At 71.2% G+C, this 25,091-nt stretch carries 23 protein-coding genes; 13 read left to right on the plus strand and 10 right to left on the minus strand.

Translation table 11 applies throughout. The features are described from left to right. Positions 1-30 precede the first annotated feature (30 nt). The 11 genes from ACLII4_RS11040 to ACLII4_RS11090 all read left to right on the plus strand — a co-directional run bounded on the left by ACLII4_RS11040 (position 31) and on the right by ACLII4_RS11090 (position 12,398). Positions 31-681, plus strand: coding sequence for an adenylate kinase (locus ACLII4_RS11040; RefSeq protein WP_412067455.1), 651 nt, complete (start codon positions 31-33; stop codon positions 679-681). Then, positions 681-1,658 carry a polyprenyl synthetase family protein gene (locus tag ACLII4_RS11045; RefSeq protein WP_412067456.1) on the plus strand — a complete coding sequence of 326 codons (978 nt, stop codon included), beginning with the start codon at positions 681-683 and terminating at the stop codon, positions 1,656-1,658. Before ACLII4_RS11040 ends, ACLII4_RS11045 begins: the two co-directional genes overlap by 1 nt. Positions 1,659-1,667: 9 nt before the next feature. Further along, complete coding sequence (locus tag ACLII4_RS11050) at positions 1,668-1,937, plus strand: HPr family phosphocarrier protein (protein ID WP_412067457.1); 270 nt, start codon at positions 1,668-1,670, stop codon at positions 1,935-1,937. 65 nt (positions 1,938-2,002) lie between these two features. Next, positions 2,003-3,805: a phosphoenolpyruvate--protein phosphotransferase gene (gene ptsP, locus ACLII4_RS11055; RefSeq protein WP_412067458.1), complete on the plus strand. Its 1,803-nt coding sequence runs from the start codon at positions 2,003-2,005 to the stop codon at positions 3,803-3,805. Continuing rightward, the gene (locus ACLII4_RS11060) at positions 3,805-4,848 is read left to right on the plus strand and encodes a bifunctional phosphoglucose/phosphomannose isomerase (RefSeq protein WP_412067459.1); all 1,044 of its coding nucleotides are present in this window, start codon (positions 3,805-3,807) and stop codon (positions 4,846-4,848) included. The genes ptsP and ACLII4_RS11060 overlap by 1 nt, the downstream gene beginning before the upstream one ends. 37 nt (positions 4,849-4,885) lie before the next feature. Beyond that, positions 4,886-6,211, plus strand: coding sequence for a M24 family metallopeptidase (locus ACLII4_RS11065; protein ID WP_412067460.1), 1,326 nt, complete (start codon positions 4,886-4,888; stop codon positions 6,209-6,211). 274 nt (positions 6,212-6,485) lie between these two features. Continuing rightward, a complete protein-coding gene (locus ACLII4_RS11070) occupies positions 6,486-9,488 on the plus strand; it encodes a BamA/TamA family outer membrane protein (RefSeq protein ID WP_412067461.1) in 3,003 nt (1,000 codons plus the stop codon). Continuing rightward, a complete protein-coding gene (locus ACLII4_RS11075) occupies positions 9,488-10,564 on the plus strand; it encodes a PQQ-binding-like beta-propeller repeat protein (RefSeq protein WP_412067462.1) in 1,077 nt (358 codons plus the stop codon). The genes ACLII4_RS11070 and ACLII4_RS11075 overlap by 1 nt, the downstream gene beginning before the upstream one ends. Next, entirely contained in the window at positions 10,561-11,322 is a 762-nt protein-coding gene (locus ACLII4_RS11080) for a hypothetical protein (protein ID WP_412067463.1), read from the plus strand. The genes ACLII4_RS11075 and ACLII4_RS11080 overlap by 4 nt, the downstream gene beginning before the upstream one ends. 54 nt (positions 11,323-11,376) lie before the next feature. Beyond that, entirely contained in the window at positions 11,377-11,820 is a 444-nt protein-coding gene (locus ACLII4_RS11085) for a GatB/YqeY domain-containing protein (protein WP_412067464.1), read from the plus strand. Further along, positions 11,817-12,398, plus strand: coding sequence for a CvpA family protein (locus ACLII4_RS11090; RefSeq protein ID WP_412067465.1), 582 nt, complete (start codon positions 11,817-11,819; stop codon positions 12,396-12,398). Before ACLII4_RS11085 ends, ACLII4_RS11090 begins: the two co-directional genes overlap by 4 nt. 3 nt (positions 12,399-12,401) lie before the next feature. Here ACLII4_RS11090 and ACLII4_RS11095 read toward each other — a convergent pair whose 3' ends face one another. The 6 genes from ACLII4_RS11095 to ACLII4_RS11120 all read right to left on the minus strand — a co-directional run bounded on the left by ACLII4_RS11095 (position 12,402) and on the right by ACLII4_RS11120 (position 18,921). Further along, positions 12,402-14,150 (minus strand): TonB family protein, encoded by a 1,749-nt coding sequence (locus ACLII4_RS11095; protein ID WP_412067466.1) that lies wholly within the window; start codon positions 14,148-14,150, stop codon positions 12,402-12,404. Positions 14,151-14,299: 149 nt separating this feature from the next. Next, positions 14,300-15,040: a TIGR04283 family arsenosugar biosynthesis glycosyltransferase gene (locus tag ACLII4_RS11100; RefSeq protein WP_412067467.1), complete on the minus strand. Its 741-nt coding sequence runs from the start codon at positions 15,038-15,040 to the stop codon at positions 14,300-14,302. A gap of 38 nt (positions 15,041-15,078) precedes the next feature. Next, the gene (locus tag ACLII4_RS11105) at positions 15,079-15,954 is read right to left on the minus strand and encodes a dimethylarginine dimethylaminohydrolase family protein (RefSeq protein WP_412067468.1); all 876 of its coding nucleotides are present in this window, start codon (positions 15,952-15,954) and stop codon (positions 15,079-15,081) included. 106 nt (positions 15,955-16,060) lie between these two features. Next, positions 16,061-17,056 carry a hypothetical protein gene (locus ACLII4_RS11110; RefSeq protein WP_412067469.1) on the minus strand — a complete coding sequence of 332 codons (996 nt, stop codon included), beginning with the start codon at positions 17,054-17,056 and terminating at the stop codon, positions 16,061-16,063. A 5-nt stretch (positions 17,057-17,061) separates the two neighbouring features. Then, positions 17,062-17,979, minus strand: a complete 918-nt coding sequence (locus tag ACLII4_RS11115) for an ABC transporter permease subunit (protein ID WP_412067470.1) — start codon at positions 17,977-17,979, stop codon at positions 17,062-17,064. A 3-nt stretch (positions 17,980-17,982) separates the two neighbouring features. Continuing rightward, positions 17,983-18,921, minus strand: a complete 939-nt coding sequence (locus ACLII4_RS11120) for an ATP-binding cassette domain-containing protein (protein ID WP_412067471.1) — start codon at positions 18,919-18,921, stop codon at positions 17,983-17,985. Between the two features lie 159 nt (positions 18,922-19,080). Here ACLII4_RS11120 and ACLII4_RS11125 point away from each other — a divergent pair, with 159 nt between their 5' ends. Beyond that, on the plus strand, positions 19,081-20,202 hold the full coding sequence (locus tag ACLII4_RS11125) for a zinc-dependent alcohol dehydrogenase family protein (RefSeq protein WP_412067472.1): 1,122 nt from the start codon (positions 19,081-19,083) through the stop codon (positions 20,200-20,202). Here the strand turns inward: ACLII4_RS11125 and ACLII4_RS11130 are convergent. From ACLII4_RS11130 to gap, 4 genes are all read right to left on the minus strand, one after another. Continuing rightward, the gene (locus tag ACLII4_RS11130; protein WP_412067473.1) at positions 20,139-21,125 is read right to left on the minus strand and encodes a mechanosensitive ion channel family protein; all 987 of its coding nucleotides are present in this window, start codon (positions 21,123-21,125) and stop codon (positions 20,139-20,141) included. The two genes, ACLII4_RS11125 and ACLII4_RS11130, sit on opposite strands and share 64 nt — an antisense overlap. 1 nt (position 21,126) lies before the next feature. Next, positions 21,127-21,738: a trimeric intracellular cation channel family protein gene (locus ACLII4_RS11135; protein ID WP_412067474.1), complete on the minus strand. Its 612-nt coding sequence runs from the start codon at positions 21,736-21,738 to the stop codon at positions 21,127-21,129. Next, positions 21,738-22,907: a phosphoglycerate kinase gene (locus tag ACLII4_RS11140; RefSeq protein WP_412067475.1), complete on the minus strand. Its 1,170-nt coding sequence runs from the start codon at positions 22,905-22,907 to the stop codon at positions 21,738-21,740. Before ACLII4_RS11140 ends, ACLII4_RS11135 begins: the two co-directional genes overlap by 1 nt. A 79-nt stretch (positions 22,908-22,986) precedes the next feature. Then, positions 22,987-23,988, minus strand: coding sequence for a type I glyceraldehyde-3-phosphate dehydrogenase (gene gap / locus ACLII4_RS11145; RefSeq protein ID WP_412067476.1), 1,002 nt, complete (start codon positions 23,986-23,988; stop codon positions 22,987-22,989). A 188-nt stretch (positions 23,989-24,176) separates the two neighbouring features. On the opposite strand from gap, the gene ACLII4_RS11150 reads away from it, so the two are divergent. Then, positions 24,177-25,031: a tetratricopeptide repeat protein gene (locus ACLII4_RS11150; protein WP_412067477.1), complete on the plus strand. Its 855-nt coding sequence runs from the start codon at positions 24,177-24,179 to the stop codon at positions 25,029-25,031. Positions 25,032-25,091: the final 60 nt, after the last annotated feature.

Below are 25,091 nucleotides of genomic sequence, written 5' to 3' on the forward strand. Positions count from 1 at the left end.
CTATCTTCCAGGCCACGACACTCGACCGCCATGCGACTCGCTCTGTTCGGCCCGCCCGGGGCCGGAAAGGGGACCCAGGCCAAGCGCCTCGCCGCCGCCTACGACCTCACGCACCTCTCGACCGGGGATCTCTTCCGGGCTGCCATCAAGGAGCAGACCGCGCTCGGCGCTCGCGTCAGCGCGCTGCTGGCGGAGGGCTCGCTCGTCCCGGACGACGTGACGAACGGCTTGGTCGCCGAGCGCCTACAGGCTCTCGACCACGGCCCGTTCGTGCTCGACGGCTACCCCCGGACGGTCCCGCAGGCGGAGTGGGTCCTCGACTATCTAGCCGAGGCCGGCGCCCCGCTCGACGCGGTGATCAGCCTGCAGGTCCCCGACGAGGACGTGGTCCGTCGGCTCTCCCGTCGGCGCACGGACCGCGAGACCGGCGCCATCTACCACCTCGACTTCAGCCCGCCGCCGGCGGACGTCCCCGAGGACCGGCTCGTGCACCGCTCGGACGACGAGCCCGACGCGATCCGCCATCGGCTCGAGGTCTACCACGCGGACACGGCGCCCGTCGAGGCCACCTTGCGCAAGCATGTCCGCTACGTCGCCATCGACGGCACGGGCACCGTGGAGGAGGTGCAGGAGCGGATCGCGGACGTGCTCGCGACGCAGCGCGGGCTGGCGGGGATCTGATGGCGCTCGCCCTCCCGACGCTCGACGGCCTCGCTGCCGAGGTCGACGCGGCCCTCACGGCGCTCGACCTGCCCGCCAAGCCGACAGGCCTCTACGACCCCGTGCGCTACGTGCTGGCGGGCGGCGGCAAGCGGATCCGCCCGGCGCTCGTGCTGCTGGCGGCGGAGGCGTTCGGAGGCGACGGGGCGCGAGCGGCGGCGCTCCCGGCGGCGCTCGGCGTCGAGGTCTTTCACAACTTTACGCTCGTCCACGACGACATCATGGACGGCTCGCCGACGCGGCGCGGACGAGAGACCGTCCACGAACGGTGGGACGTGCCGACCGCGATCCTTGCCGGCGACCTGATGATGGGCCTGGCGGCCCGCCTCGTGGTCGGGACCGGCCCGCGAGCCGGGGCGCTGGCGGAGGCGCACTACCGGACCGTCGCGCGGCTGTGCGAGGGCCAGTCGCTCGACATGGGCTTCGAGACGCGCGACGACGTGACCGTCGAGGCCTACCTCCACATGATCGACGGCAAGACGGGGGCGCTACTGGAGCACGCGCTCGAAGTCGGAGGCCTCCTGGGAGGAGCCGACGACCATGCGCTGGGCGCCTTGCGCACTGCGGGCCGCTCGTTCGGTCGCGCGTTCCAGATTCAGGACGACCTGCTCGACGTGACCGGCGGGCCCGGCTGGGGCAAGCCCGTCGGCGCCGACCTGACGACTGGCAAGCGGGCGTTCCCCGTGCTCGCCGCCCGCGACCGGGCCGAGGCAGAGGACGAGCCCTGGCTCGCGGCGGTCTTTGCCGGCGGCCTCCCGCCCGACCGTGTCGACCACGTGCGCGAGCGGCTGGATGCGCTCGGCGTGCTCGCCGAGGCCTCGGAGCGGGTCCACCAGTACACCGGAGACGGGCGCCGGGCGCTGGCCGATCTCCCCGCGACGCCCGCCGCCCATGCCCTCCGAGATCTCGCCCTGGGTCTCGCCACCCGCAGCCTCTAACTTGCGCCGATGATTACCCGGGAAGTCACCGTTCGCAACAAGGCCGGCGTGCACACGCGCCCGGCCTCGATGATCGTGCGCGAGGCGTCGCGGTTCGCCTCGGAGTTCTTCATCCGCAAGGACGGCTACGAGATCAACGGCAAGAGCATCATCGGCGTGATGACGCTCGCGGCCGAGCAGGGGGCGTCGCTGGACCTGCTCTTCGAGGGCACCGACGAGGCCGAGGCGGCGGACGCCTTGGAAGCCTTGTTTGAACGTGGCTTCGGCGAGCCGGTCTAGCAGGGATCCGAGGCGGGCAGGGGACGGGTCCCCGGACACCCGCCTCCTTCCACTACCCCACGACGATGACGACCACGCATTCTCCCCCCGTCTCCGCAGAGATCCGCGTCGAGGGGATCGGTGTGGCGCCAGGCGTTGCCGTCGGACCCGCGTACTTGTTCGCCGCCGGTGCCTACCAGGCCAAGCGCGACCACCTCGACGCGACGCAGGTCGAGGACGAACTGGAGCGCTTCGAACGCGCCGTCGTCCGCAGCGAGCGCGAGTTGAAGAAGATCGCCGTGGTCGCCCGCGAAAAGCTGGGCGGCGGCTCCGGGGGCATCTTCGACGCACAGTTGCTCATCCTGCGCGACCGCCAGTTCTACGACGCCGTCGTGGCGTACGTCCGCGAGCACCAGGCGGGCGCGGGGTGGGCGGTCCAGTCCGTGCTCGCGGAGCACCGCCAGCGGCTGGAGGCGAGCCCCAACGCGAGTCTGCGCGAGCGGGCGGCCGACTTTCTCGACGTGCAGAACCGCGTCCTGCGCAACCTCCAGCAGGGCCGCGCGGTCTCGCGCATCGACCCCGACCGCGTCGTGGTCGCCGAGAACCTGACGGCGGCGGACGTGCTCCTCTTCAGCCGGCGCGGCGTCCGTGGCGTCGTGCTCGACTTTGGCGGGCCGACGAGCCACGTCTCCATCATGGCGCGGGCGCTCGGCGTCCCGGCCGTCGTCAGCCTGCACGGACTGGCGGACCACGTCGGGCCCGACGACGAGGTGGTCGTGGACGGGTTCTCCGGGACGGTGATCATCAACCCGACCGCCGAGACGAAGGCGTCCGCGGAGGCGAAGGCCGCCCGCTTTGCGGGGCTCATGGCCGACCGGGAGTCGCTGCTGGCGGCGCCCTCCGAAACGCTCGACGGCGAGCCGGTGGCGCTCCAGGCGAACGTCGAGTTCCGGGAGGAATTCCCCCTGCTCCACGAGTTCGGCGCGGCGGGCGTGGGGCTGTTCCGCACCGAGATGCTGTTCCTGACGCAGGGACGGGCGCTCGACGAGGAGCAGCAGCTCGAGATCTACCGCGACGCCGTCGTGGCCTCGGCGCCGCACCCGGTCACGTTCCGCCTGCTCGACCTGGGGGGCGACAAGGTGCTCCCGATGGCGCGGCGCGAGGCCAACCCCTTCCTGGGCTGGCGGGGCATTCGGATCTTGCTCAACAAGCCGGACCTGCTCCGCCCCCAGCTCCGCGCGGTCCTTCGCGCCGCGCATGCCGCCGGTGAAGGCGCCCCGCCCCGGATCCTGCTCCCGATGGTCTCGGGCATCGGCGAGGTCGCCGCCTTCCGAGCGGTGTTCGACGACGTGTGCCGCGAGCTCGACGCCGAGGGCGCCGACTACGGCGGCGACGTGCCCCTGGGCATCATGGTCGAGGTCCCGGCCGTGGCGCTCCAGGCGGAGACGTTCGCCGCGCAGGTCGACTTCTTCTCGATCGGGACCAACGACCTCACCCAGTTCACCCTGGCCGTCGACCGGGGCAACGACCTTGTGGCCGATCTTTACCGCGAGCTCCACCCGGCCGTGCTCGCGCTCGTCGCCCGGACCGCGGCCGCCGGCCGGGCCGCCGGCATCCCGGTCTCGGTCTGTGGCGAACTGGCCGCCGACCCGCGCGTGACCCCGCTGCTCGTCGGGCTCGGCGTCCGGTCGCTCAGCGCTTCACCGGCCTACCTGACGCTCGTCAAGCGCGTGCTCCGCGCCTTCACCCTCGCGGAGGCCGAGGCGCTCGCCGCCCACGCGCTGCGCCAGCCCGACGCCGACGCGGTCCGCGGCTTGCTCGACGACTTCCTAGCCTGCCACAACCGCGACCTCGCGGCCCTCCTCGGCCTCGACGCCGATACCTGCTAATGACCCTCTACGACCCGTCCTTCGACCCCGGCGACATGCGCGCCGCTGTCCGGGCCTTCCCCGATCACCTCGCCCTGGGCTGGGACCGGGGCGCGGCTCTCGCCGACCTCGGCCTCGACGCGTCTACCCTCGACGGCATCGTGCTCTGCGGCATGGGCGGCTCGGCCATCGGCGGCGACCTCGTCCGGGGCCTCGTTGCCCCGACGTCGCCGCTGGCGATGACCGTCAACCGGGCCTACGGGCTGCCGGGCTGGGTGGGGGAGAAGACGCTCGTCGTGGCGTCGAGCTACTCGGGCGGGACGGAGGAGACGCTGTCGGCGTACGCCGAGGCGACCTCGCGCGGCGCGACAATCCTGGCGATCACGTCGGGCGGGGAGTTGGCGGAGCGGGCCGCGGAGGCGGGCCACGCCACCGTCACGATCCCCGGCGGGTTGCAGCCGCGAGCCGCGCTCGGGTACTCGCTCGGGGTCGGCCTGCGGCTGGCGCAGACGCTGGGCCTGGCGGAGCTGTCCGACGCGACGTTCGCCACAGCCCTCGACGCGGCCCGCCGCCGCGCCACCCGCAACGACGAGGACGGGGAGGGCAACCAGGCCCGCGACCTCGCGGAGCGGTTCGAGGGCGCGCTGGCGGTCGTGTACACCGGCCCGGGGCTGCTGGAGCCCGTCGGGATGCGCTGGCGGACGCAGATCCACGAGAACGCCAAGCACCCGGCGGTCGGCAACGTGCTCCCGGAGCTCGACCACAACGAGATCATGGGCTTCGAGGCCGGGCCGCGCGAGCTGCTCACTCGGATGCAGGTCATCGCCCTGCGCGACGCCGAGGAGCACCCGCAGGTCGCCAAGCGGTTCGAGGCCACCCGGGCGCTCGTCGCCCCGTCCATCGGTGGGTGGACGAAGATCCCGGCGGAGGGAGAGTCGCGCCTCGATCGGATGCTGGCGATGATCCAGCTTGGCGACGCGCTCAGCTTCTGGCTGGCCGTGCGCAAGGGGGTCGACCCGACGCCGGTCGAGACCATCCAGCAGCTCAAGAAGACGCTGGCGTAGGCCGTCGCTATCCTCGACGCTCACCCCCTGACCGTCGATGCGCCCGCTGTTCGTTCTCGCCCTCGTCCTCGCCGGACCGCTCGTTCAGGCCCAGTCTGAGATCCCCGCCATCCTCCCGATGCGCGAGCGGGCGGCGGTGCAGGACGCCTGGCTCCAGATGCGTCTCGACGCGGTCGTCCCGGCGCTGATGCGGCGCGAGGGGATCGACCTGTGGATCGTCTCGGCGCGCGAGTACAACGAGGACCCCGTCATCGAGACGATGCTGCCGGCGACGTGGCTGGCGGCGCGGCGGCGGACCGTGCTCGTCTTTCACGACGACGGGACGGCGTTCGAGCGGCTGGCCGTCGCGCGGTACGACGTGGGACCGTTCCCGCGCGCCTGGGACCCCGAATCGCAGCCCGACCAGTGGGCGCGCGTGGCCGAGATCGTCGCCGAGCGCGACCCCCGGCGGATCGCCGTCAACCGATCCGAGACGTTCGCGCTCGCGGACGGCATCACGGCCTCGGAACTGGACGGGCTGACGGCGGCGCTGCCGGCGCGGTACCGTGACCGCGTCGTGTCCGGGGAGCGGCTGGCGGTCGGGTGGCTCGAAACGCGGACGGAGGCCGAGATGGCGGTCTATCCGACGGTCGTCCGCATCGCGCGCGGCATCTTGCACGAGGGGCTGAGCGAGGCGGGGATCACGCCGGGCGTGACGACGACCGACGACCTGGGGTGGTGGTACCGCGACCGGATCCGGTCGCTCGGGCTCACGACGTGGTTCCACCCCGGCGTCTCGGTCCAGCGCGCCGACGCGCCCGGCACCGGCGACGACTTTTCGAGCCGCCCCGCCGACAACGTGATCCAGCCCGGCGACCTCGTCTGGGTCGACTTCGGGATCTCGTACCTCGGGCTTCAGACCGACACGCAGCAGATGGCGTACGTGCTCCGCCCGGGCGAGACCGCGGCACCGGCCGGGCTGGCGGCGGGGCTCGCGGCGGCGAACCGGACGCAGGACCTGCTCACCGGCGCCTTCGCAAGCGGGCGCTCGGGCAACGACATCCTGCGCGCGGCGCTCGACGGCGCGCAGGCGGAGGACCTCGCGGCGACCATCTACACGCACCCCATCGGGACGCACGGGCACGGCGCGGGCCCGACGATCGGGCTGTGGGACCAGCAGGCCGGCGTGCCGGGGCGTGGCGACTACCCGCTGTACCCGAACACGGCGCACTCGATCGAGCTCAACGCGGCCGTTGCGGTGCCGGAGTGGGGCGGAAAGACCGTCCGGTTCATGCTGGAAGAGGACGCCTTTTTCGACGGCGAGTCGGTGCGGTACATCGACCCGCGTCAGGAGGCGCTGCTTTTGATCCCGCGCCAGCCGTAGCGGCCGGCGGGCGACCGGGCGGAGCCGGTGCACCGGCGCGTTGATCGCCCGCGCTGGCCCGATGACCGCTTGCGCGTGCCGGTTGATCGGGGGGGGGAAGGGCCCAGGGGCTATTCAAGCGGAGGGCGTTGGGGCTGGCGCCCGCCGTCCATCCTGGGCGCGGCGCGGACGGGGGATGGGCGTGCGCCATGGCCACGCACGATTCGGCTCAGCCCGACGGTTCTGCCCTTGCACCCGCGCGCAGGTGTGCCTAGCGTCTGACACCCCCGACCCGATGACCCGGACGACGCGAGCCTTGCGACTGCTGACCGTGGTGGCCGCCCTCATCGGGCTGGCCGCCAGCGCGCAGGCGCAGGGCTTCGGCCGCAACAAGATCCAGTACCAGGGCTTCGACTGGCACGTGCTCCGGACGGAGCACTTCGACGTCTACTACTACCCCGAGGCGGAGGACCTGGCGGCGATCGGTGCCCAGTCGGCCGAGGAGTGGTACGAGGTGCTGGAGACGCGCTTCGACCTGTCGCTGAACCACCGGGTCCCGCTGGTCTTCTACGCGACCAACCTGCACTTTAAGCAGACCAACATTACTCCCGGGTTCATCCCAGACGGTGTCGGGGGCTTCTTCGAGTTCCTCAAGGGCCGGGTCGTGATCCCGGCGGACGGCGACCTGGGGCGGTTCCAACGCGTGATCCGCCACGAGCTGGTCCACGTGTTCACGTTCAACAAGCTGGCGCGCGTGCTCCGCGACCACCGCCGGCCGACCGACCAGTTCCTGCCGCTGTGGTTCACGGAGGGGCTGGCGGAGTTCTGGAGCGGCGAGCCCGACATGCAGCACGAGATGATCATGCGCGACGCCGTCGCGTCCAACTTTTTCGTGCCGCTCCACGACATGGGCCGGATTGCGGGCTCGTTTGTGATGTACAAAGAGGGCGAGGCCTTCTGCCGATTCGTCGCCGAGGAGTACGGCGAGGAGCGGCTGCTGGACCTGATCGAGGAGTCGTGGCGGGGCAGCGACTTTGGCGACGTGCTGGCCGTCGTGCTCGGCGAGGAAGACGTGTCGGACGACTGGGAGGCGTGGATCCGGGCGCAGTACACGCCGAAGCTCGTCGGTGCCGATGTGGCCTCGCTAACGACGGCACCGGTCGCCGTGCGCGGCTTTAACGCCAAACCAGCCGTGTGGACGCGGCCCGACGGAGGGCGCGAGGTCGTGTTCTACTCCAACCGGGGCAGCTACTCAGCAATCTTGGCGCAAGAAGTTGGGCCAAACCTGGAGCCGCTCGGCACGCCGCGCCGGGTCGTGGAGTCCGGCCGGTCGCTCGACTTCGAGGCGTTCCACCTGTTCGAGAGCCGTCTGGACGTGAGCCCCGACGGCGTCCTCGCGTTCGTCTCCAAGCGCGGGGCGACCGACGTGATCCACCTGCTCGACCTGGCGACCGGCGACCGGCTGGCGATGCTGGGCTTCGACGAACTGGTGGCCATTTACTCACCGACCGTCGCCGAGGGCGGCGACCGGGTCGTCTTCGCCGGCATCGACCGGGGCGGGCAGGCCGACCTCTACGTCTACGACCGGGACTCGGGCGTCTTGCGCCAGCTGACCAACGACGCCTACACAGACCGCGAGCCGGACCTCTCGCCCGACGGCCGAACGGTCGCGTTCGCCTCCGACCGTACCGCCTTCGGGCCGGAGGGCGCCTTCAACCTGTTCACGCTCGATCTCGACACGGGCGCGCTGGACTACGTCACGGCGGGCCCACAAGTGGACATCTCACCGCGCTGGAGCCCGGCCGGCGACCGGATCGCGTTCGCGAGCGCCCGGCGCGAGCCGGATGGCAAGTTCAGTGCCCAGGACCTGTGGCTGGCGACGCTGGACGCGCCGCGCGTGTTGGCCGACGACGGGGCCGAGGTGGCCCCCCCCACGGCCGAGGTCCCCGGCGGCGCCGAGCGGGTGGAGGAGACGGCCGTCGAACTCCGCCAGCTCACACGCTTCGCCTCGGCCGCCTTCGATCCGTTCTGGGCCGACGAGGAGTCCCTCGTGTTTGCGGCCTTCGAGGACTTCCGCTTTACCGTTCGCGCCCTCGACCTCGACTCGCTGGCGGCCGCACCCGAGCAGATCGTCGCGGCCGGCGTGCCGCCCGTCGCCCAGCCGTGGACGTACGACCGCTACGAGGTGGACGGCGTGGAGGGCGAGCCGTACACGCGGCGCTACCAGCTTGACATCGCCCAGGGCGGCTTCGCCACAACGACGACCGCTAGCGCCTCGGCAGGCGGCGCGACGGTCGCGTTCTCGGACCTGCTGGGCGACGACCGGATCTACGTCACGGCCTATTCGGCGAACTCGCTGCAGGGCGGCCGCTCGTTCTTGGACGGCCTGAACGTGTCGGTGACGCGGCTCCACCTTGGCCGCCGCGCGAACGTGGGCTACGGGGCGTATCGGCTGGCGGGGCCGCGCTTCGACCGGAGCGACCCGGCGCAAGCCTCGCGTATCCCAGCCTACGAGCAGCGCGTCGGCGTGCTCGGGCTGGTGAGCTACCCCCTGTCGCTGTTCCGCCGCGTCGACTTGGAAACGTCGTTCGGCTACGGCGAGAAGTCCGGTCTGCTCCGCACGTCCGACCGGACGCAGACCGTATTCGACACGCTGCGCACGGCGACGCTGGCGAACTCGCTCTCGCTGGTGGAGGACCATGCGCTGTACGGACCGTGGGGCCCCGTGCAGGGCTTCCGCGGGCGCCTGGCCGTCGGCTACGCGACCGACCTGTGGCAGTCGAACGAGAGCTACTACTCGGTGACGGCGGACCTGCGGCATTACCTGCGGATCACGAACGACGTGCAGCTGGCGTCGTGGGGCCTATTTCAGGCGAACGTGGGGCGGCGGGCACGGCTGAATCTCGTCGGCGGGTCGTGGTCGCTGCGCGGCTTCCCGTTCCTGCGCGTGCGCGGCTCCAAGCTGTGGTTCACCTCGCACGAAGTGCGCTTTCCCCTCCTGCGCCGCCCGCCGCTGTACCCGATCCTCGCCGGCATCCGCGGCGCGCTGTTCGTCGACGCCGCGCACAACTGGACGGACGGCTACAACGACGTCTTCCGCGACCCTGATTTTACCAGCTTCGGGGAGGGCGAGCCGCTCTTGGTCGGCACCACGAAGGGCTCGTTTGGCGTCGGCGTCCGCACCAGCATTCTGGGCGCCATCGTGCTCCGCTACGACATGGGCTACCGCTTTGCGGACGGGCTCGACTGGGATGAGAAAACGCGGTTCGGCCAGTTTTTCTTCGGCTACGACTTCTGATGAAGCGTCTCCTTTTACTGCTCCTGCTCTCGGGCTGCTCGACGATCAACTTGGGCGAGCCGCTCGGCGCGATGGATGCCGAGGCGCCCGCGACACCGATCGAGCCGCTGTGGGAGCGGGATGCCGAGGCCGCCTTCGGCCCGGCCGCCGCGTACGTCACCGGTGACTACGTCGTCGTGGGGACGCGGAAAGGCGAGGTGGTGGTGCTGGACCGAGAGGACGGCGGTGTCGTCGCTCGCGGCGAGTTCGGGCAGAGCGTCGAGGGCCAACTCGGCGTGTCGCCGGACGGTCGCGTGCTCTACGTGCCGACGGCGGAGGTGAAGGGCGGCGTGCAGGCGTTCGACGTGTCGCGCGGGGTCCGCCTCTGGCGCTGGCGCGGCGGGGCGGTGCAAGGTGGCGTCGCTCGCGTTGGTTCGATGGTGGTCGTGGGGATGCTCGACGGCCGCATCGTCGGGCTCGACGCCGAGACCGGGACTGAGCAGTGGATGGCGCAAGCAGGCGGGCAAATCCAGGCGCCGCCTGTCGCTGTCGGTGGGGACGTAATTGTCGCCGACGACGCGGGCCGCGTGGTGCGCCTCGACCCGGCGACGGGGGCCGAGCGCTGGGCGGCCGAGCTGGCGCAGCCGATCTACGCTGCGCCAGCGGTAGCCGACGCCGCCGTCTACGTCTCGACCGCTCGCGGTGCCGTCGTCCGCCTCGACGCTGCGACGGGTGCCATACGCTGGCGAATCGACGCCGACCGCGTGCTCCGGGCGACGACAGCCTCGGTCTCGGGCGATCGTCTGGCGGTCGGCTTCACCGACGGCACGACGCGCGTGCTCGACGCCGCGACCGGCGCCGAACGCTGGCGCCACACCATCGACGGCAACGTCGGCGCCCGCCCCGCTTGGGTCGGCGATGCGCTCGCGATCGGCACGATGGACGAGCGGCTGCTCGTGCTCGACGGAGCGACCGGCCGCGAACTCACGGCGTCGCCACTTCGGGGCCGCGTCAAGAGCGCGCTCGCGGTCGGCGGAGGGCTGCTGATCGTGCTGATCGAGCCCCGCCATGTCGTCGCCTTCCACGCCGCGCCATGACCCGGATCGCGCTTTTGCTCACCCTGCTCGCGGCCCCGCTCGCCGCCCAAACCGCCCACCTCCGGGTGGACGCTCCGGCTGGGGATGTAATCGTAGACGGTGCCGAGGCGGGCACGGCGGGCGAATGGATCGCCGTCGCTCCCGGCGATCGCACCGTGGCCCTCGTCGACGATGCCAGTGCCTGGGACCCCCGTCGAGTCGGTGCCGAGGTGGCGCTGGCCAGCGGCGACTCCATCCGCGTCGCGCTGACGCTGCCGATGCGGGTCCGCGTCGAGACCGTTCCGATCCGCGCGCTGATCGTGCGCGAGACGGCGACCGGATCCGATACCCTGGGTCGGGCGCCGCTCACTGTCGACTTGATCCCGGGCGAATCGCTGGCGCTGCGGGCGTCTCTGGCGGGCTACGAGTCGGTGGACCGACAGGTCGCGGCGGGGACGGAGCGCGTGACCCTGATCCTGCCGCTCGGTGTGGGGACCGTACCTGAAGCCGCACTCCTGCCCACCGAACGCTCCACGACCGGGCGTACGCTCATCGATGTCGGTCTGGCGGCCGGGGCCGTCGCCGCCGGAGCGCTCGCGGTCACGCTGAAGTTCCGCGCCGACCGGGTCGACGATCGGTACCGCGACGAGACCTCGCTCGACTATGCCGACCCCACCGTCCGTGACCGAGCTCTGTCACTCGACCGGCAATCGGCGCTGGCGCTAGGCGTGATGCAGGTAGGGCTGGGCGTGCTGGCGGTGCGGTTCGTCCTGCGCTGAGGCCGAGGGCGATGCGGGGCCGGCGGTAGCTTGGCCCGACACGCCATACACGACATGTTGAAAGAGACGCTCGCCCGAGACCTCAAGGACGCCATGCGTCAGAAGGACAAGGTTCGGCTCGGGGCGATCCGGATGCTTCAGAGCGCCATCACGACCAAGGAGAAGGAGGCCGGCCAGCCCATCGACGACGACACGGCGACGGCGATCGTGGCCAAGCAGGTCAAGCAGCGCCGCGACTCGATCCAGCAGTTCACCGAGGCGGGCCGCGACGACCTCGCCGAGCGCGAGGCGGCGGAGCTGGGCTACATCGAGGCCTACCTCCCGGCACAGGCCACCGACGAGGACATCCACGCGGTCGTCCAGGCCATCGTGACACGGACGGGCGCGACGACCATGAAGGACATGGGCCGTGTGATGGGCGAGGCGATGTCGGAGCTCAAGGGCGTCGCCGACGGGGGGCGCGTTCAGACCGTCGTCCGCGCGCTTCTGGGGGCGTGAACGGCCTCGACGCCGCGTTGGGGCTGGTGCTCGCCTTCGGGATCTGGCGGGGGGGCCGCACCGGCGCGCTGGTCCAGATCGTGAACTCCGTCGGCTGGGTGGCGGGGTTCGTCGTCGCCACGGCGCTGATGGGCCCGGTCGGCCGGCTCATCGCCTTCAGCCTGGGCGTGAGCCACCGGACGGCGCCGGTCTTGGGCTTCGTCGTCACCTTCGGAGCCGTCCTCCTCGGGATCACCATCGTCGCGACCATCTTCCGCAGGACGCTGGAAGCGATCAAGCTGGGCGTGCTCGACAAGGCCGCCGGCGGCGCATTCGGCGCGTTCCGCGCGGCGTTCGGGCTGAGCGTGTTCCTGCTGGCGACCTCCTTCTCTCCGCTGCAGGGCGGCGACCCGCTCATGGTCGACGCCGAGACCCGCGACGGCTCCGTGCTCTACGAACCCGTCGAGACGCTCGCGCCCGACGTGTGGGGCGCCATTCGAGCAGCCACGCCCGGCCTCCAGCGCGCGCTAGTCGACAAGTTCAACACGTGGCAAGAGGGCAGGCCGGAGTCCGTCACCGGCGAAGCCCCGCTGGAGTAGTCGTCAGATCTCGAACCGGACGACAACCTGGGAGCGCAAGCCCGTCGGTTGGCCGTCGACGACCGGGGGGACGAACCGCATCTCGCGGACGACCTCCTCCGCGAGCCCGTCGAGCCCGCCGCCAATCGGTGTCGGCACGGCGGTGCGGATGACGCGGCCGGTCGGGTCGGTCTGGAACAGGACCAGCACGTCGCCCTCGATGCGGCCGATGCTGGCCCAGCGCGGGTACTCGGCCTCGTCGAGGCGGCGGCGGACGACGTCGGGGTTGGCAAGCCGGGCAAAGTCGAAGCCGGGCAGGAAGGCGACGCCCCCTGTGGGAGGGGCCGCGGCCGCGGTAGCTGGGCCCACGGCTCGTGCGGCGCGCAAGGTCGCGAGTTCCGTCGCGAGCCGGTCTCGCTCGTGGGCAAGCGCCTCACGCTCTGCATTCGCCGCTGCGAGGCGATCGAGGAGCGCCGTCCGGTCCGCCGTGGCGGCGGTACCGAGAGAGCCCGCCGTTTCCAGGGCGCGACGCTCCGCCGCAAGGGCCGCGCGGTCGGCCGCGAGCAGGGCGCGGTCTCGGGCGAGCGCCGCACGGTGCGCGTCGAGATCGCTGGACGAGGTCGGAACGGCTGGGGTATCCGCTCGCGCAAGCTGACTGCGGAGCGAAGCGACGGTCGCGGAGTTGGCGTCGCGTGCCAAGAGGGCGTCGTCGCGCTGAGCGTAGGCGGCGTCGCGGTCGGCGTACGCCTGGTCGCGCGACGTGATGGCACGGTTGCGGTCCGCGGTGGCCTGGGCGAGCTGGGCCTCCAGTGCAGCGAGGCGTCCCGTCCGGTCCGATTGCTCTACGGCCAGCGCCCCCCGGGCGCCGTCGGCAGCGACCAGGGCGCGGCGCAGGCGGTCGACCTCAGCGCGAAGTCGATCGGAATCCTCGCGAGCCCGGCGCGACGACGCAGCGCGGGCCTCGGTGGCCTCGGCGCGCTCGCGCAGTGACGCGAACTCGGCGGCGAGCCGGTCCCGCTCGGTGTTCGCTCGGTCGAGAGCGGCGGCGAGCTGGCGGCGCTCGGACCGGAGCCGCTCGACCTCTGCACCCAACAGGTCTCGCTCGGCCACGAGCATGGAAAGGCGCTCTGAGGTGCCGGTCTGGGACCGCGCCTCGGCCCGCCGGCGCTCGCGGAGGGCGGCGTCGCGGTCCGCGCGGAGCCGGTCCCGCTCGCGCGCCATCCGCTGCCGGTCGGCGACGAGCCGGTCGAGTTCAACCCGCAAGCGAGCGGCTTCAGGGTCCGCCTCCACACCGCGAGGCGCTGCCCGCTCGGCGCTCGGTCTGGGCCCAGCGAGGGGCGTCCGAATCTGGGGAGAACGCTCGGCACTCCGCTGCCCACGCCCGTCGATGCCGTCGGCAACCGCCAGCCGGGCGGGGCCTGGGGCGACGCGGCTGCGGTCGTGGCGGACGTAGGCTGTCACTGGACCCCGGGCGTCCAGGATGGGCTCGCGCGAGACCAAGCGGACGCTCCGGCCATTGGCGGCGAGGTACAGCCCCCGTCCGTCGAACTGGCCGCCCCGGCGGGCGCCGGCGAACGGGCGATCGGAGACGAGATACGTCCCGTCGCCAGGGACCGCGATCGTGAGCACCCCGAACGGGTTTTGGGCGAGGGGCCCGCCGACGGTGGCGACGCGATCGCCATCCACCGAGAGGGTGGGCGAGACGACGCGGAGCGCCTGGGCCTGAGCGTCGGCGACGGTGAAGAGGACGGCGAGGAGAGCGAGAGTCCGCATAGCAGGAGGGGGGGCGGGTCCGGAAAGCGAGCGCCGACCCTCGGAGGAGGCGGTGCGCTCTGGGACGCTCACCCGTAACGCTGCCGTGACCGATCCGGTCCGCAAACACACGCGTCTCACCAGCAGGCGCGAGCCCCCGCTTCGACCGGTCAGTCGCCCCGGTCGAGGTCGCTGTAGAACTGCTTGAGCCGAGCCGGCGCCAGCCCCGCATTCCAGCCGGTCCACAGGGACAAATTCCGGAGCTGCTGGCGGACCGCCCCGTGCCTCCGGTACCGCCGTGCGGAGGTCACGACCTCGGCGTCGAGGAACACGAACCGGCCGAGCCGGCGCACGCTGCGGACGGCGTCGAGGTCCTCGAAGATGGGCTGGTCCGGGAAGCCGCCGACGGCCTCGAACACCTCGCGGCGGACGAACAGCGCGCGGTCCCCGAATGCGAGGCGGTGCCAGCGCATCCACAGCCGCGCCTCCCACAGTCGCATGAACGTGCGCCCGATCGGACCGAAGTCGCCCCGTTCGTCGTGGTCGAACGTCGTCCGGAAGCAGCCGGCGACCGCCAGCGGATCCGTCAGCGCCGTCCGCACGGCATCGAACGCACCACCGGGGAGGCGGGTGTCCGCGTGTAGGAAGAGGAGCACGTCGCCGGTCGCCCGCGCAGCGCCCGCGTTCATCTGTCGCGCGCGTCCCCGTTCCGCATCCACGATCTGCACCCCCGCCAGCGCCGCCCGTGCGCGTTCGGCCGTGTCGTCGGTCGAGCCGCCGTCGGCCACGATCGCGTCCCACGGGCCCGGCTGAGCCGCGATGCTCGTGAGTGTCGCGCCGATGGCGGTGGCTTCGTCCAGCGTCGGAAGGACGACGGAGATGCTCGTGGGTCGGGCGGGTGGGGGCACCATCAGACGCGGAGGGAGAGGCTGGTGGGGACCCCGGCGCGCTACCAGAACATCAGCTTCATGCAGAAGACCGAGCCGCCCGACTTGAGAAACTCTCCCGTGTCGAGCTCGATCACCTCGTATCCCGCCGCACGGAGCAGGCCGTTCGTCTCGTCGCAGCCCTGCTGGATGAGCACGTGCGTCCCGTCGGGCGAGTGGGCGTTGCAGGCGAACCGCTCGCGGGCGTCGTCCTCCGGCGCCTCGATCGTGCGCGAGAAGTGAGACTTGATCGTCTCACGGCCCTCCTCAGTGAACGCGCCCGGGAAGTACAGCGCGGTCTCCTCGTCGAGCGGGCAGAGGCAGGTGTCGAGGTGGTAGAAGTCCGGGTCCGTTAGCTCCAGCGGGATGACGGGGAAGCCCAGGTTGTCGGTAAGCCGCTCGTAGACGCTGCGGTCCGTCCGGTAGCCGTAGCCGCCCCACAGGAGGTAGCGTCCGGGATGCCAGAGCGCGTCGCCCATGCCCTCGAAATCGCCGGGGAGGTCCGGGTCGAGGCCGGTCGTCTCGTAGCCCTCGCCCTGGAAAAAGCGCTCGTAGTGCTCGACCTCCGGCTTGCGCTGGTCGGCGTGCATCCGACTCAGGATCACGCCACGCTCACCACCGGGGGTGCGGTACGGCAACGTCTGGTTGGCGCAGAACACCTGGTCCGGCAGCCCGGCCGCGCCCGCCAACTCCACCACCTCGACCCCCAACTGGTCGTAGGCGTCGCGGAGCGCTTCCCATTGGCGCCGGGCGGCGTCCACGTCCACGTCGCCGACGTTCCCGGCCATGTGGGGGTTGATGACGTACTCCACTCGGAAGTGGTCGGGGGTCGTCATCAGAACGCGGCCGGGCAGCGGGATCGACGGGAGGGCGTCGACGGAAAGAGCGTCGGGGGTCATAGGCGTGAGTGGCGAGCCCGAAGGTACCTCGCGGGCACGCTGGACAAACACGATGCGCCCCCGCCAGCAGAGCCAGCGGGGGCGCACATCGACTCGTTTTGATGCGCTACCGGTTCGTCAGCGCCAGGAAGTCGGGGGTTAGGAAGCCGGTGATGGCCACGCCCTCCGCCTCGGCATTGACGTCCACATCGTCGAGCACGTCGAGCGCTTCGGGCTGGTCCTTGAGGCCGATACGAGCGGCCGAGATCCCGCCGCGGACGACGTCGGCCACATCATCGGTGCTGGCCTGGGGCTTGGTGGCCAGGAAGGCGCGAACCGGAATGCCGCCCTGTTCGAACGACATCGAGACCACAAAGCCGTCCGCCGCGCGGGCTGCCATCGCGGAGGGGGGCGCGTCGTCGGGGATCTGCATGCCGTCGCCGAAGCCGCGAGCGACGAACCACGCGCCGTCGGGGTAGGCGACCCGGTCGAAGAGCGCCTGGAGCTCGGCGTCCGGCGAGAAGGTGGTCGCGCCGACGCGGGCGAGCATCTGGCGCAAGGTGGCTTCGTCGCCAGCGATCACCATCTCGTTGTTGACGAGGGCGAAGCCGCCCCGGGTGCCGTCATCGTCGGTGGCGAGGTATACCGGCAGGCCATCCACGTCCGTCACTTCGAACGCGACGTCCTCTTGGTCGGCGATGAACTGCTCGATCCGTGTCCGGTCGAACCGACCGTAGGCGACGAACGCGCCGCCGTCGGCCCCTTCGCGACCGGCGACGTAGACGCGGTCGAGGTCCTGGGACGGATCGAAGCCGGTCAGGCGCACGAACTCGTCGAAGTCGGCCGAGCCGCGACCCGTGACCATGCCCAGGCCGGACTCTCCGAGGGCGGCCTCCAGGGCCTGGCTCTCGCGCGCGGCGGCGAGGTTGGTCATGCCGTACACGTCGGCATCGTTGGGCAGGATCGCCAGCGCGTCGGTCGTCTGCGCCGACGAGCCGATGCCCGGCGCGCCGAGCGACTCGCTGCAGCCGACCGCGAGCAGGGCGAGGCCGGCGACGAGCAGGGAGCCGAGGACCACGGCGAGCGCGCGGCGCGGAGCGTGGCGGGTGGGGTGCACCATCATGGCAGTCAGAAGTCTTTGCGAGAGAAGAGGGCGAACGCGGCTCCGTAGAGGACGGCGCCGAACGCCAGCGACGACAGGAGCGGGTAAAGAGAGCCTACGGGGTCGCCCGTGGCGAGTTGCGGCACCATCGTGGTGCCGACGCTGCCAAACTTGGGCAAGATGTGGTACCCGCCCGCCACAAAGGGTCTCCAGAGGCGAGAAACTTGCTCCTGGAGCGTAGGAATCGCTAGGATCAGACTCACGAAGACGACCCCGAGCGTGACGACGAACGACAGGGGACCGCTCCCGCTCCACACACCGACCAGCGTCACGACGCTGTACACGACGACGAACATTGCGAACACGACGCCGATCGCCAGCAGGAACCGGGGGTTCCAGATCCCGGACTTGATGGACATCACCAGCCAGACGGCACCGAACAGATAGGTCGCGAGGGCCAACATGACGGCGAAGATGGCCGCCAGCCTGGATGCGAGCACCTGTGAGCGTGCCAACGGCTTCGTCAGCAGCACGTCGACCTGCCCGCGCTCGGTGAGCGCGGCGATGAGGCCGCCCGTGGCGAACAGGGCCAAGATGATGCCCACCCAGTACGCGGCGCCGGCCACGAACGCCTGGGCGCCGAACACGACGCTTTCCAGGAGCGAGTCTCCGAACGGGGGCATGTCGTCGCGTGCAGTGCGCGGCTCGCCGTCGTCGTTGAGGATCACGTTCCCCTCGTCATCGAGCAGCGGTTCATCGAGGTTGACGGGCCCGTCCACGGTTTCCTGTCCGAAGAGGCGGGCGCCGGCCAACGACCCGTCGACCACGTCGAGTTGGAGGGCGAACGCGAGAGACACCCAGACGAGGGTGGCGACGACGAATAGGCCGACGACGACTTTGCGGGCGCGAAGCTCGCGGAGCGTCAACAGGAAGAGTCCGAGCATGGGTCAGGCAGCGGCCGGGGTGGTCACGACATCGATAAAGAGGTCTTCGAGCGACTGGCGGGCGGGCTCGACGGCCTCGACCTCGACGCCGTCGGCGCGCAGGCGGTCGAGGACGGCGTTCAGCGCGGTGCGGTCCGGCGCGGTGGCCAGGAAGCGGACCAGCCCGTCGGGCCGGTCCACGAGGTCGCCGGTCAGAGCGTCCGCCAGTGCAGCGGCGGTCTCGGTGGGGAGGTCGGTCGTGGTCACGTGCCACGCGCGGCCTTGTCGCGTGAGGTCTTCGACGGTGCCGTCGCGGACCAGCTCGCCGTCCTTCAGGATGGCGACGCGCGTGCAGACGCGCTCGACCTCGCTCAGCAGATGGGAGTTCAGGAACACCGTGACGCCCTCGTCGCGCAGCGACTCGATGAGGGTCCGGATCTCGCGGCGCCCGACCGGGTCGACCCCGTCCGTCGGCTCGTCCAAAATCACGAGGCGGGGCGAGTTCATCAGCGCCTGGGCGATGCCCAAGCGCTGCAACATGCCCTTCGAGTACGTCCCCACGGGCCGGTCTGCGGCGCCGGACAAGCGGACCAGCGCCAGCAGCTCATCGGACCGGCGCTGGCGGTCGTGGGGCTCGACGCCCGACATCCGGGCAAACAGGTCGAGGGCGTCTCTCCCCGACAAAAACGGCGGGAAGCGATGGCCCTCGGGCAGGTAGCCGACCGGGCGCCGGGCGTCGGCGTGAAGGATCGACTCCCCAAAGAGCGTCGCGGACCCGGCGGTCGGGTGCGCCAGCCCCAGGAGCAACTTGACGAGCGTCGTCTTTCCAGCGCCGTTGGGACCCAACAGACCAAAGGTCTCGCCGATCTCGACGGTGAGCGACAAGGGCTTGAGCGCTTCGACGGGCTGCCGCCCCCTGTAGGTCTTGGAGAGGGCGGCGGTCTGAATCGCGGGGTCAGGCATGCGGGCAGCTACGGGCGGTCTCGCCAGAGGTTACGGGCAGACACTCATCTGCGGGTTGTACCCAGGGGCCAGCCGCGTCTACGTTGACCGCCGTCGTCTGGCACCACGGCTCGCGCCGTGTGTGGGTGCCGGAGGCTTCCCGAGACTCCCCGAGCCGCTATGTACGCCGTCGTCTACGAGGCCTTTGGTGCGCCACCTGAGCTGCGACGCGTGCCGGACCCCACGCCGGAGACCCACGGGGTTGTGGTCGCCGTCCGCGCGACCGGGCTGTGTCGGAGCGACTGGCACGGCTGGGTAGGGCATGACCCCGGGATCCAGCTTCCGCATGTCCCGGGTCACGAACTGGCAGGCGTCGTAGCGGCCGTCGGGCGGGACGTGACACGATGGAGGGTCGGGGACCGCGTGACGGTGCCGTTTGTGGGCGGGTGTGGGACGTGCCCGCAATGCCAGTCGGGCCACCAGCAGGTCTGCGACGCCCAGTTCCAGCCGGGCTTTACGCACTGGGGCTCGTTCGCCGAGTTCGTCTCGATCCACCGCGCGGACCTCAATGTTGTGCGGCTCCCGGAGGCCCTGGGGTTCGCCACCGCTGCCAGCCTGGGGTGTCGGTTCGTGACCGCGTTCCGCGCCGTCGTCGACCAGGGGCGGGTCTCCGCCGGCCAGTGGGTGGCTGTCTACGGCTGCGGGGGCGTCGGGCTCTCGGCGGTGATGATCGCCCGCGCGGTCGGGGCGCGGGTGGTGGCCGTCGACCTCTCCGACGAGGCGCTCGCGCTGGCGACACAGGGCGGGGCGATCGCCACCGTGAACGCCCGGCACGTTCCGGACGTGGTCGAGGCGGTGGTCGAGCTTACGGGTGGCGGGGCCCACGTCTCGCTCGACGCGCTGGGCCATCCCGAGACGTGTGTCCAGTCGATCCGCTCGCTGCGCAAGCGGGGGCGGCACGTCCAGGTCGGCCTGCTCGTGGCGGACCAGCGGGCGCCCGCCATCCCGATGGACCGGGTCGTCGCCGACGAACTGGAGATCGTGGGGAGCCACGGCATGCAGGCCCACCGCTACGACGCGATGCTGGCGATGATCGAGGCCGGGACGTTGGCACCCGACCGCTTGGTCGGGCGCACCATCACGCTAGAGGCCTCCATTCCCGCGCTGATGCGGATGGACACGTTCGAGAGCGCGGGGGTGACGGTCATCACCGACTTCGGACGCTCCGCGCCCGGGGCTCAGTCCCCCGACAGCGCCGCCGCCGCGTCCGCGCTGGTCCCGCCGTCGAGAGGCTTGACGTAGACGGTCCGGCGGGGGAACGGGATCTCGATGCCGCGCTCGTCGAAGCGCGTCTTGATCCGCTGCCGGAGCGCGCGCTCGGTCGGAAACTGCTCGCCGGGCCGGACCTGCACGATGATGCGCGCCGTGACCGCCGAGTCGGCGAGGGCGAGGATGGCCTGCACCTGGGGCGCCTCCTCGACCATTACGGCCTTCGCCTCGTCCGTCTCCGCCCACTCCGCCGCGACCTCCTCGAGCACACCGAGCGCCACGCTGGCGTCCTGCTCGTAGCTCAGGCCCACCTCGACGATCGCTCGGGCGTAGCCGACGGACTTGTTGCCGAACGTCCGGAGCTCCCCGGCCGGGACCATCAGCAGCTCGCCGTCGAACTTCCGGACCTTGATCAGCCGCAGGCCCACGTACTCGACCGTCCCGGTGTCGCTCCCGATCCGGATGAGGTCGCCGTTGCCGAGCGTGTCGTCGAACAAGAGGAAAAAGCCGGAGATCACGTCCTTGACGAGCGTCTGCGCCCCGAAGCCGATGGCCAGACCCGCGATCCCCGCGCCCGCCAGCAGGGCCCGGATGTCGAACCCGACGATCGACAGCACGGTGACGATCGTGATCGCCCAGATCACGTAGCGAGCCACGGACCCGAGCAGGTCGGCGGTCGTGAGGACCCGCTGGCGGCGCTTGTCGGTGGCGGGGTCGTCGACGACGGAGGCGACCCACCGCTTCTTGACGCGCGAGATGACCGCGATCGTGAACAGCGCCAGCCCGATGGCGATAGCGACCTGGAGCAGGGTCTCGCCCAAGCCCAGCCAGAACGCCTGGTCGAGGACCGCGTCGCGCATGGCGGCGACGTCTTCGACCCGGAACCCGGCTGTGATGGAGTCGGCGGGCGCGGCGGCGGCGGTGTCAGGGGCGGCGGGGCGGGGGACGATTTGCATGTCAGGAATCGGGCGGAGCGGACGGGCGGGGCAGGCGGACGTGCCGGGCCATCGCGAGAAAACGGAGGGCGGACGTGGTCACGGCGCACGCGGCGAACTGAAGGCCGACGCCGGCACCGAGGGCGTCGAGGGCGACGAGGACGGCGCCGCCGAGGACGGCGGCCGTCGCGTAGAACCCCTTGTAGAGCACGGCGGGTTGCTCGTTCACAAGGATGTCACGGATGACGCCGCCCCCGACGGCCGTCAGCGCGCCCATCACGACGACGCCGACGGGGCCCAGCCCGTGCTCGGCGCCCTTGAGCGCGCCGATGGCGGCGAACAGCCCGAGCCCGAGCGCATCGGCGATCATCACGCGGTTCCACCGCGCCGCGATCGGTCGGGCGGCCACGATGACGGCGACGGCGCCCGCCAGGCACACGAACAGGTAGCGCTCGTCCCGGAACGAGGCGGGCGGCGTGTCGCCGAGCAGCACGTCCCGGATGAGCCCGCCGCCGACGCCGGTGAGCACCGCCAGCACGGCGATGCCGAGCCAGTCGAGGCCAGACCGGACGGCCTTGAAGGCACCGGACAGCGCGAACACGAACGTGCCCAGCAGGTCGAGCGCCGTCAGCACTAGGCGAGCGCGGACAAGCCGGGCAGCGTCTGGCCTTCCATGAACTCCAACATCGCGCCGCCGCCCGTGGAGACATGCGTGACGGCATCCGCCAGCCCGGCCTGGACGACGGCCGCCACCGAGTCGCCGCCACCGACGACCGTCAGCGCCTCGCGCTCGGACGTGGCGTCCGCGAGCGCTTGCGCCACGCTCAGCGTTCCCTCGGCGAACGGCGCCAGCTCGAACACGCCCATCGGGCCGTTCCAGATCACCGTCTTGGCGCCGCTGATGATGTGCGCGTACTGCTCGCGCGTTTGGGGGCCGATGTCCAAGCCCATCCGGCCGTCGGGGATCTCGCCCGCGATGATCTGGATCTCGGCGTCGGCCGCGAACCGATCGGCGACGACGTGGTCGGACGGGAGCTTGATCGTGTCGCGGAACCGCTCGTAGAGCCGGAAAGCGTCGTCGACGCGGTCGGCCTCGACGAGCGAGGTGCCCGTCTGGTGACCGAGCCCGGCCATGAACGTGTACGCCATCGCCCCGCCGATCAGCAGGGCGTCGACCTTGGGCGCCAGCGCCTCGATGACGCCGATCTTGTCGGACACCTTGGCGCCGCCGAGCACGGCCACGAACGGGCGCTCTGGGGTGTCGAGCGCCTTTGTCAAGAAGGTGACTTCCTTGTCGAGCAAACGCCCGGCCGCGTGGGGCAGCAGCGCGGCGACGCCCGCCGTGGAGGCGTGCGCGCGGTGGACCGATCCGAAGGCGTCGGACACGAACACGTCGCCGAGGGCCGCCAGCTGGCGGGCGGTCTCGGGGTCGTTGGCGGTTTCGCCCGACAGGAAACGCGTGTTCTCCAACAGCACGACGGCGCCCGCCGGTGCGCCAGCCACGCAGGCCTGCGCGGCCTCACCGACCGTCGACTCGCAAAAGACGACGGGTGCGTCGAGGAGTGTCTCGAGGTGATCGGCGACGGGCCGCAGCGAGAATGCCGGGTCCGGCGCGCCCTTGGGGCGGCCGAGGTGCGACATCAGGACGGGCGTCGCGCCCGCGTCGAGCAGGGCTTGGATCGTCGGCAGCGCCGCGCGGATGCGCGTGTCGTCGGTGATCGTCGCGCCGTCCATCGGCACGTTGAAGTCGACCCGGACAAGCGCGCGCTTTGCCGAGAGGTCGAGGTCGGAGAGGGTGTTCATCAAGGCAAGGGGGAAGGGGAAAGAGGCCAGGGTTGGAGGAAGGACTGCCCCTTGCCCCATCCCCCGTGCCTCTTGCCCTTTAGGCCATCAGGCGCTGGACGAGGTCGACCGTCCGGCTCGAGTAGCCCCACTCGTTGTCGTACCAGCCGACGACCTTGACCATCGTGCCGGCGGCCATCGTCGAGGGCGCGTCGAACACGCACGAGTGCGGGTTGCCGACGATGTCGATCGAGACGATCGGATCCGTCGAGTACTCGAGGATGCCGTTCATCGGGCCGCTGGCGGCGGCCTGGAAGGCGGCGTTGACCTCCTCGACCGTCACGTCGCGCTTCACGATGGCCGTGAAGTCGGTGAGCGAGCCGTCCGGGGTGGGGACGCGGACGGCGAAGCCATCGAGCTTGCCCTTGAGCTCCGGGAGCACGAGCCCGACCGCCTTGGCGGCGCCGGTCGTCGTCGGGATCATCGAGAGCGCGGCGGCGCGGGCACGGCGCAGGTCCGAGTGCGGCGCGTCCTGGAGGCGCTGGTCCGACGTGTAGGCGTGGATCGTCGTCATGAACCCCTTCTCCAAGCCGAACGCGTCGTCGAGCACCTTGGCCATCGGGGCCAGGCAGTTCGTCGTGCAGCTCGCGTTCGAGACGATCTGCTCGTCACCCGTCAGCGTGTCGTCGTTGACGCCGAGCACGATGGTCGCATCCACTTCGCCCGAGGCGGGGGCCGAGATGACGACCTTTTTGGCGCCGGCGCCGAGATGCAGGGCCGCCTTCTCGCGCGTGCGGAAGATGCCGGTCGCCTCGACGACGACGTCGACGCCGAGCTCGCCCCAGGGCAGGGCGCTCGGGTCGCGCTCGGAGAAGACCTTGAAGCGGTCCCCGCCGATCACCAGCTCGTCGCCCTCCGCTTTCACCTCGCCGGGGTACTTGCCGTGGACCGAGTCGTATTTGAAGAGGTGCGCCAGCGTGGCCGCATCGGTGAGGTCGTTGACGCCGACCACGTCGAAATCGGAGCCGCCGCGCTCGAGGATGGAGCGGAAGACGAGGCGGCCGATGCGGCCGAACCCGTTGATGCCAATCTTGATAGCCATTGCAGGAGGGGGAGGGGGAGAGGGAGTGCCCAGGTCGAGGGTACTTGTGCCGAAGCGCTTCCGCGCCAGCGGCTCGGGTGAAAAGGGGTGCAAGAGCGTCGCCCCGTGTCCGGTTTCGCCCGGCTCTTCATAGCGCCCCCCGCCTCGGCTCGGCTAGTTTGGCAGCTTCGCCCGAAACCTCCCGCTTGATGGCCCAGATCAACCCGCCCCGGACGCTCACGCAGTCGCAGTCGCGCCACCACGAGCTCCGCGAGGACGCCCTCGCCACCGGGGCCTCCCGTGGCACCGAGTTCTACGACGACCACAAGACGACGATCATCGCCGTCATCGTCGGCGTGTTCGTGCTGGCGCTCGCCATCATCGGTTGGCGCACGTGGCAGGCGAACAAGTCAGCCGAGGGCCAGCGCCTGCTGGGCGCGATCTTGACCGAGTACGAAGCGGGCAACTACCAGATCGCGCTGGAGGGCACCGAGTCCGCACCGGGGCTCTTGCAGATCGCCGACGAGTACGGCTCGACGGCTACGGGCGAGCAGGCCACCTTCTTCGCCGCCGACGCGCTCTACCAGACCGGCGATCTCGACCGCGCCCTCGCCATGTTCGAGGACTACGACGGCGACGACATCATGGCGGCCAGCGCCCTCGCGGGCCAGGCCGCCATCTACGAGGACCGCGGCGACCACGCCCGTGCCGCGGGCCTCTACATCGACGCCGCCGACGAGTACGACTCGCCGGCCTCGACGCCGGGCTACCTGCTCGATGCCGCTCGCGCCTTCGCCGCGGCCGGTGACACGGGCGAAGCGACGGAGGCGCTCGAGCGTGTCGTCAACGACTGGGACACGACCCCCGAGTACCGGACGGCACTCGTGGAGCTCGGCCAGGTCCAGGCCGCCGCCGCGGCGGTCGGCGAGGCCACCGGCGACGTGACCGCGGCCCCGATCGATACGTCGGCGGTGCTCCAAACGGACCAGAACATCCAGGAGATGATCGACTCGGGCCGACTCCGCATCGGCAACGACGGGTCGGCGGAGGTCGTCGGTCAGTAACCAGAGAGGACGTGCGAGCGAGGGCGGCCGACGCGGCGCAGTAGATTCGGTCCGCACCGC

The organism is Rubrivirga aquatilis, from assembly GCF_046845665.1.
In the GTDB taxonomy this organism is placed as follows: domain Bacteria; phylum Bacteroidota; class Rhodothermia; order Rhodothermales; family Rubricoccaceae; genus Rubrivirga.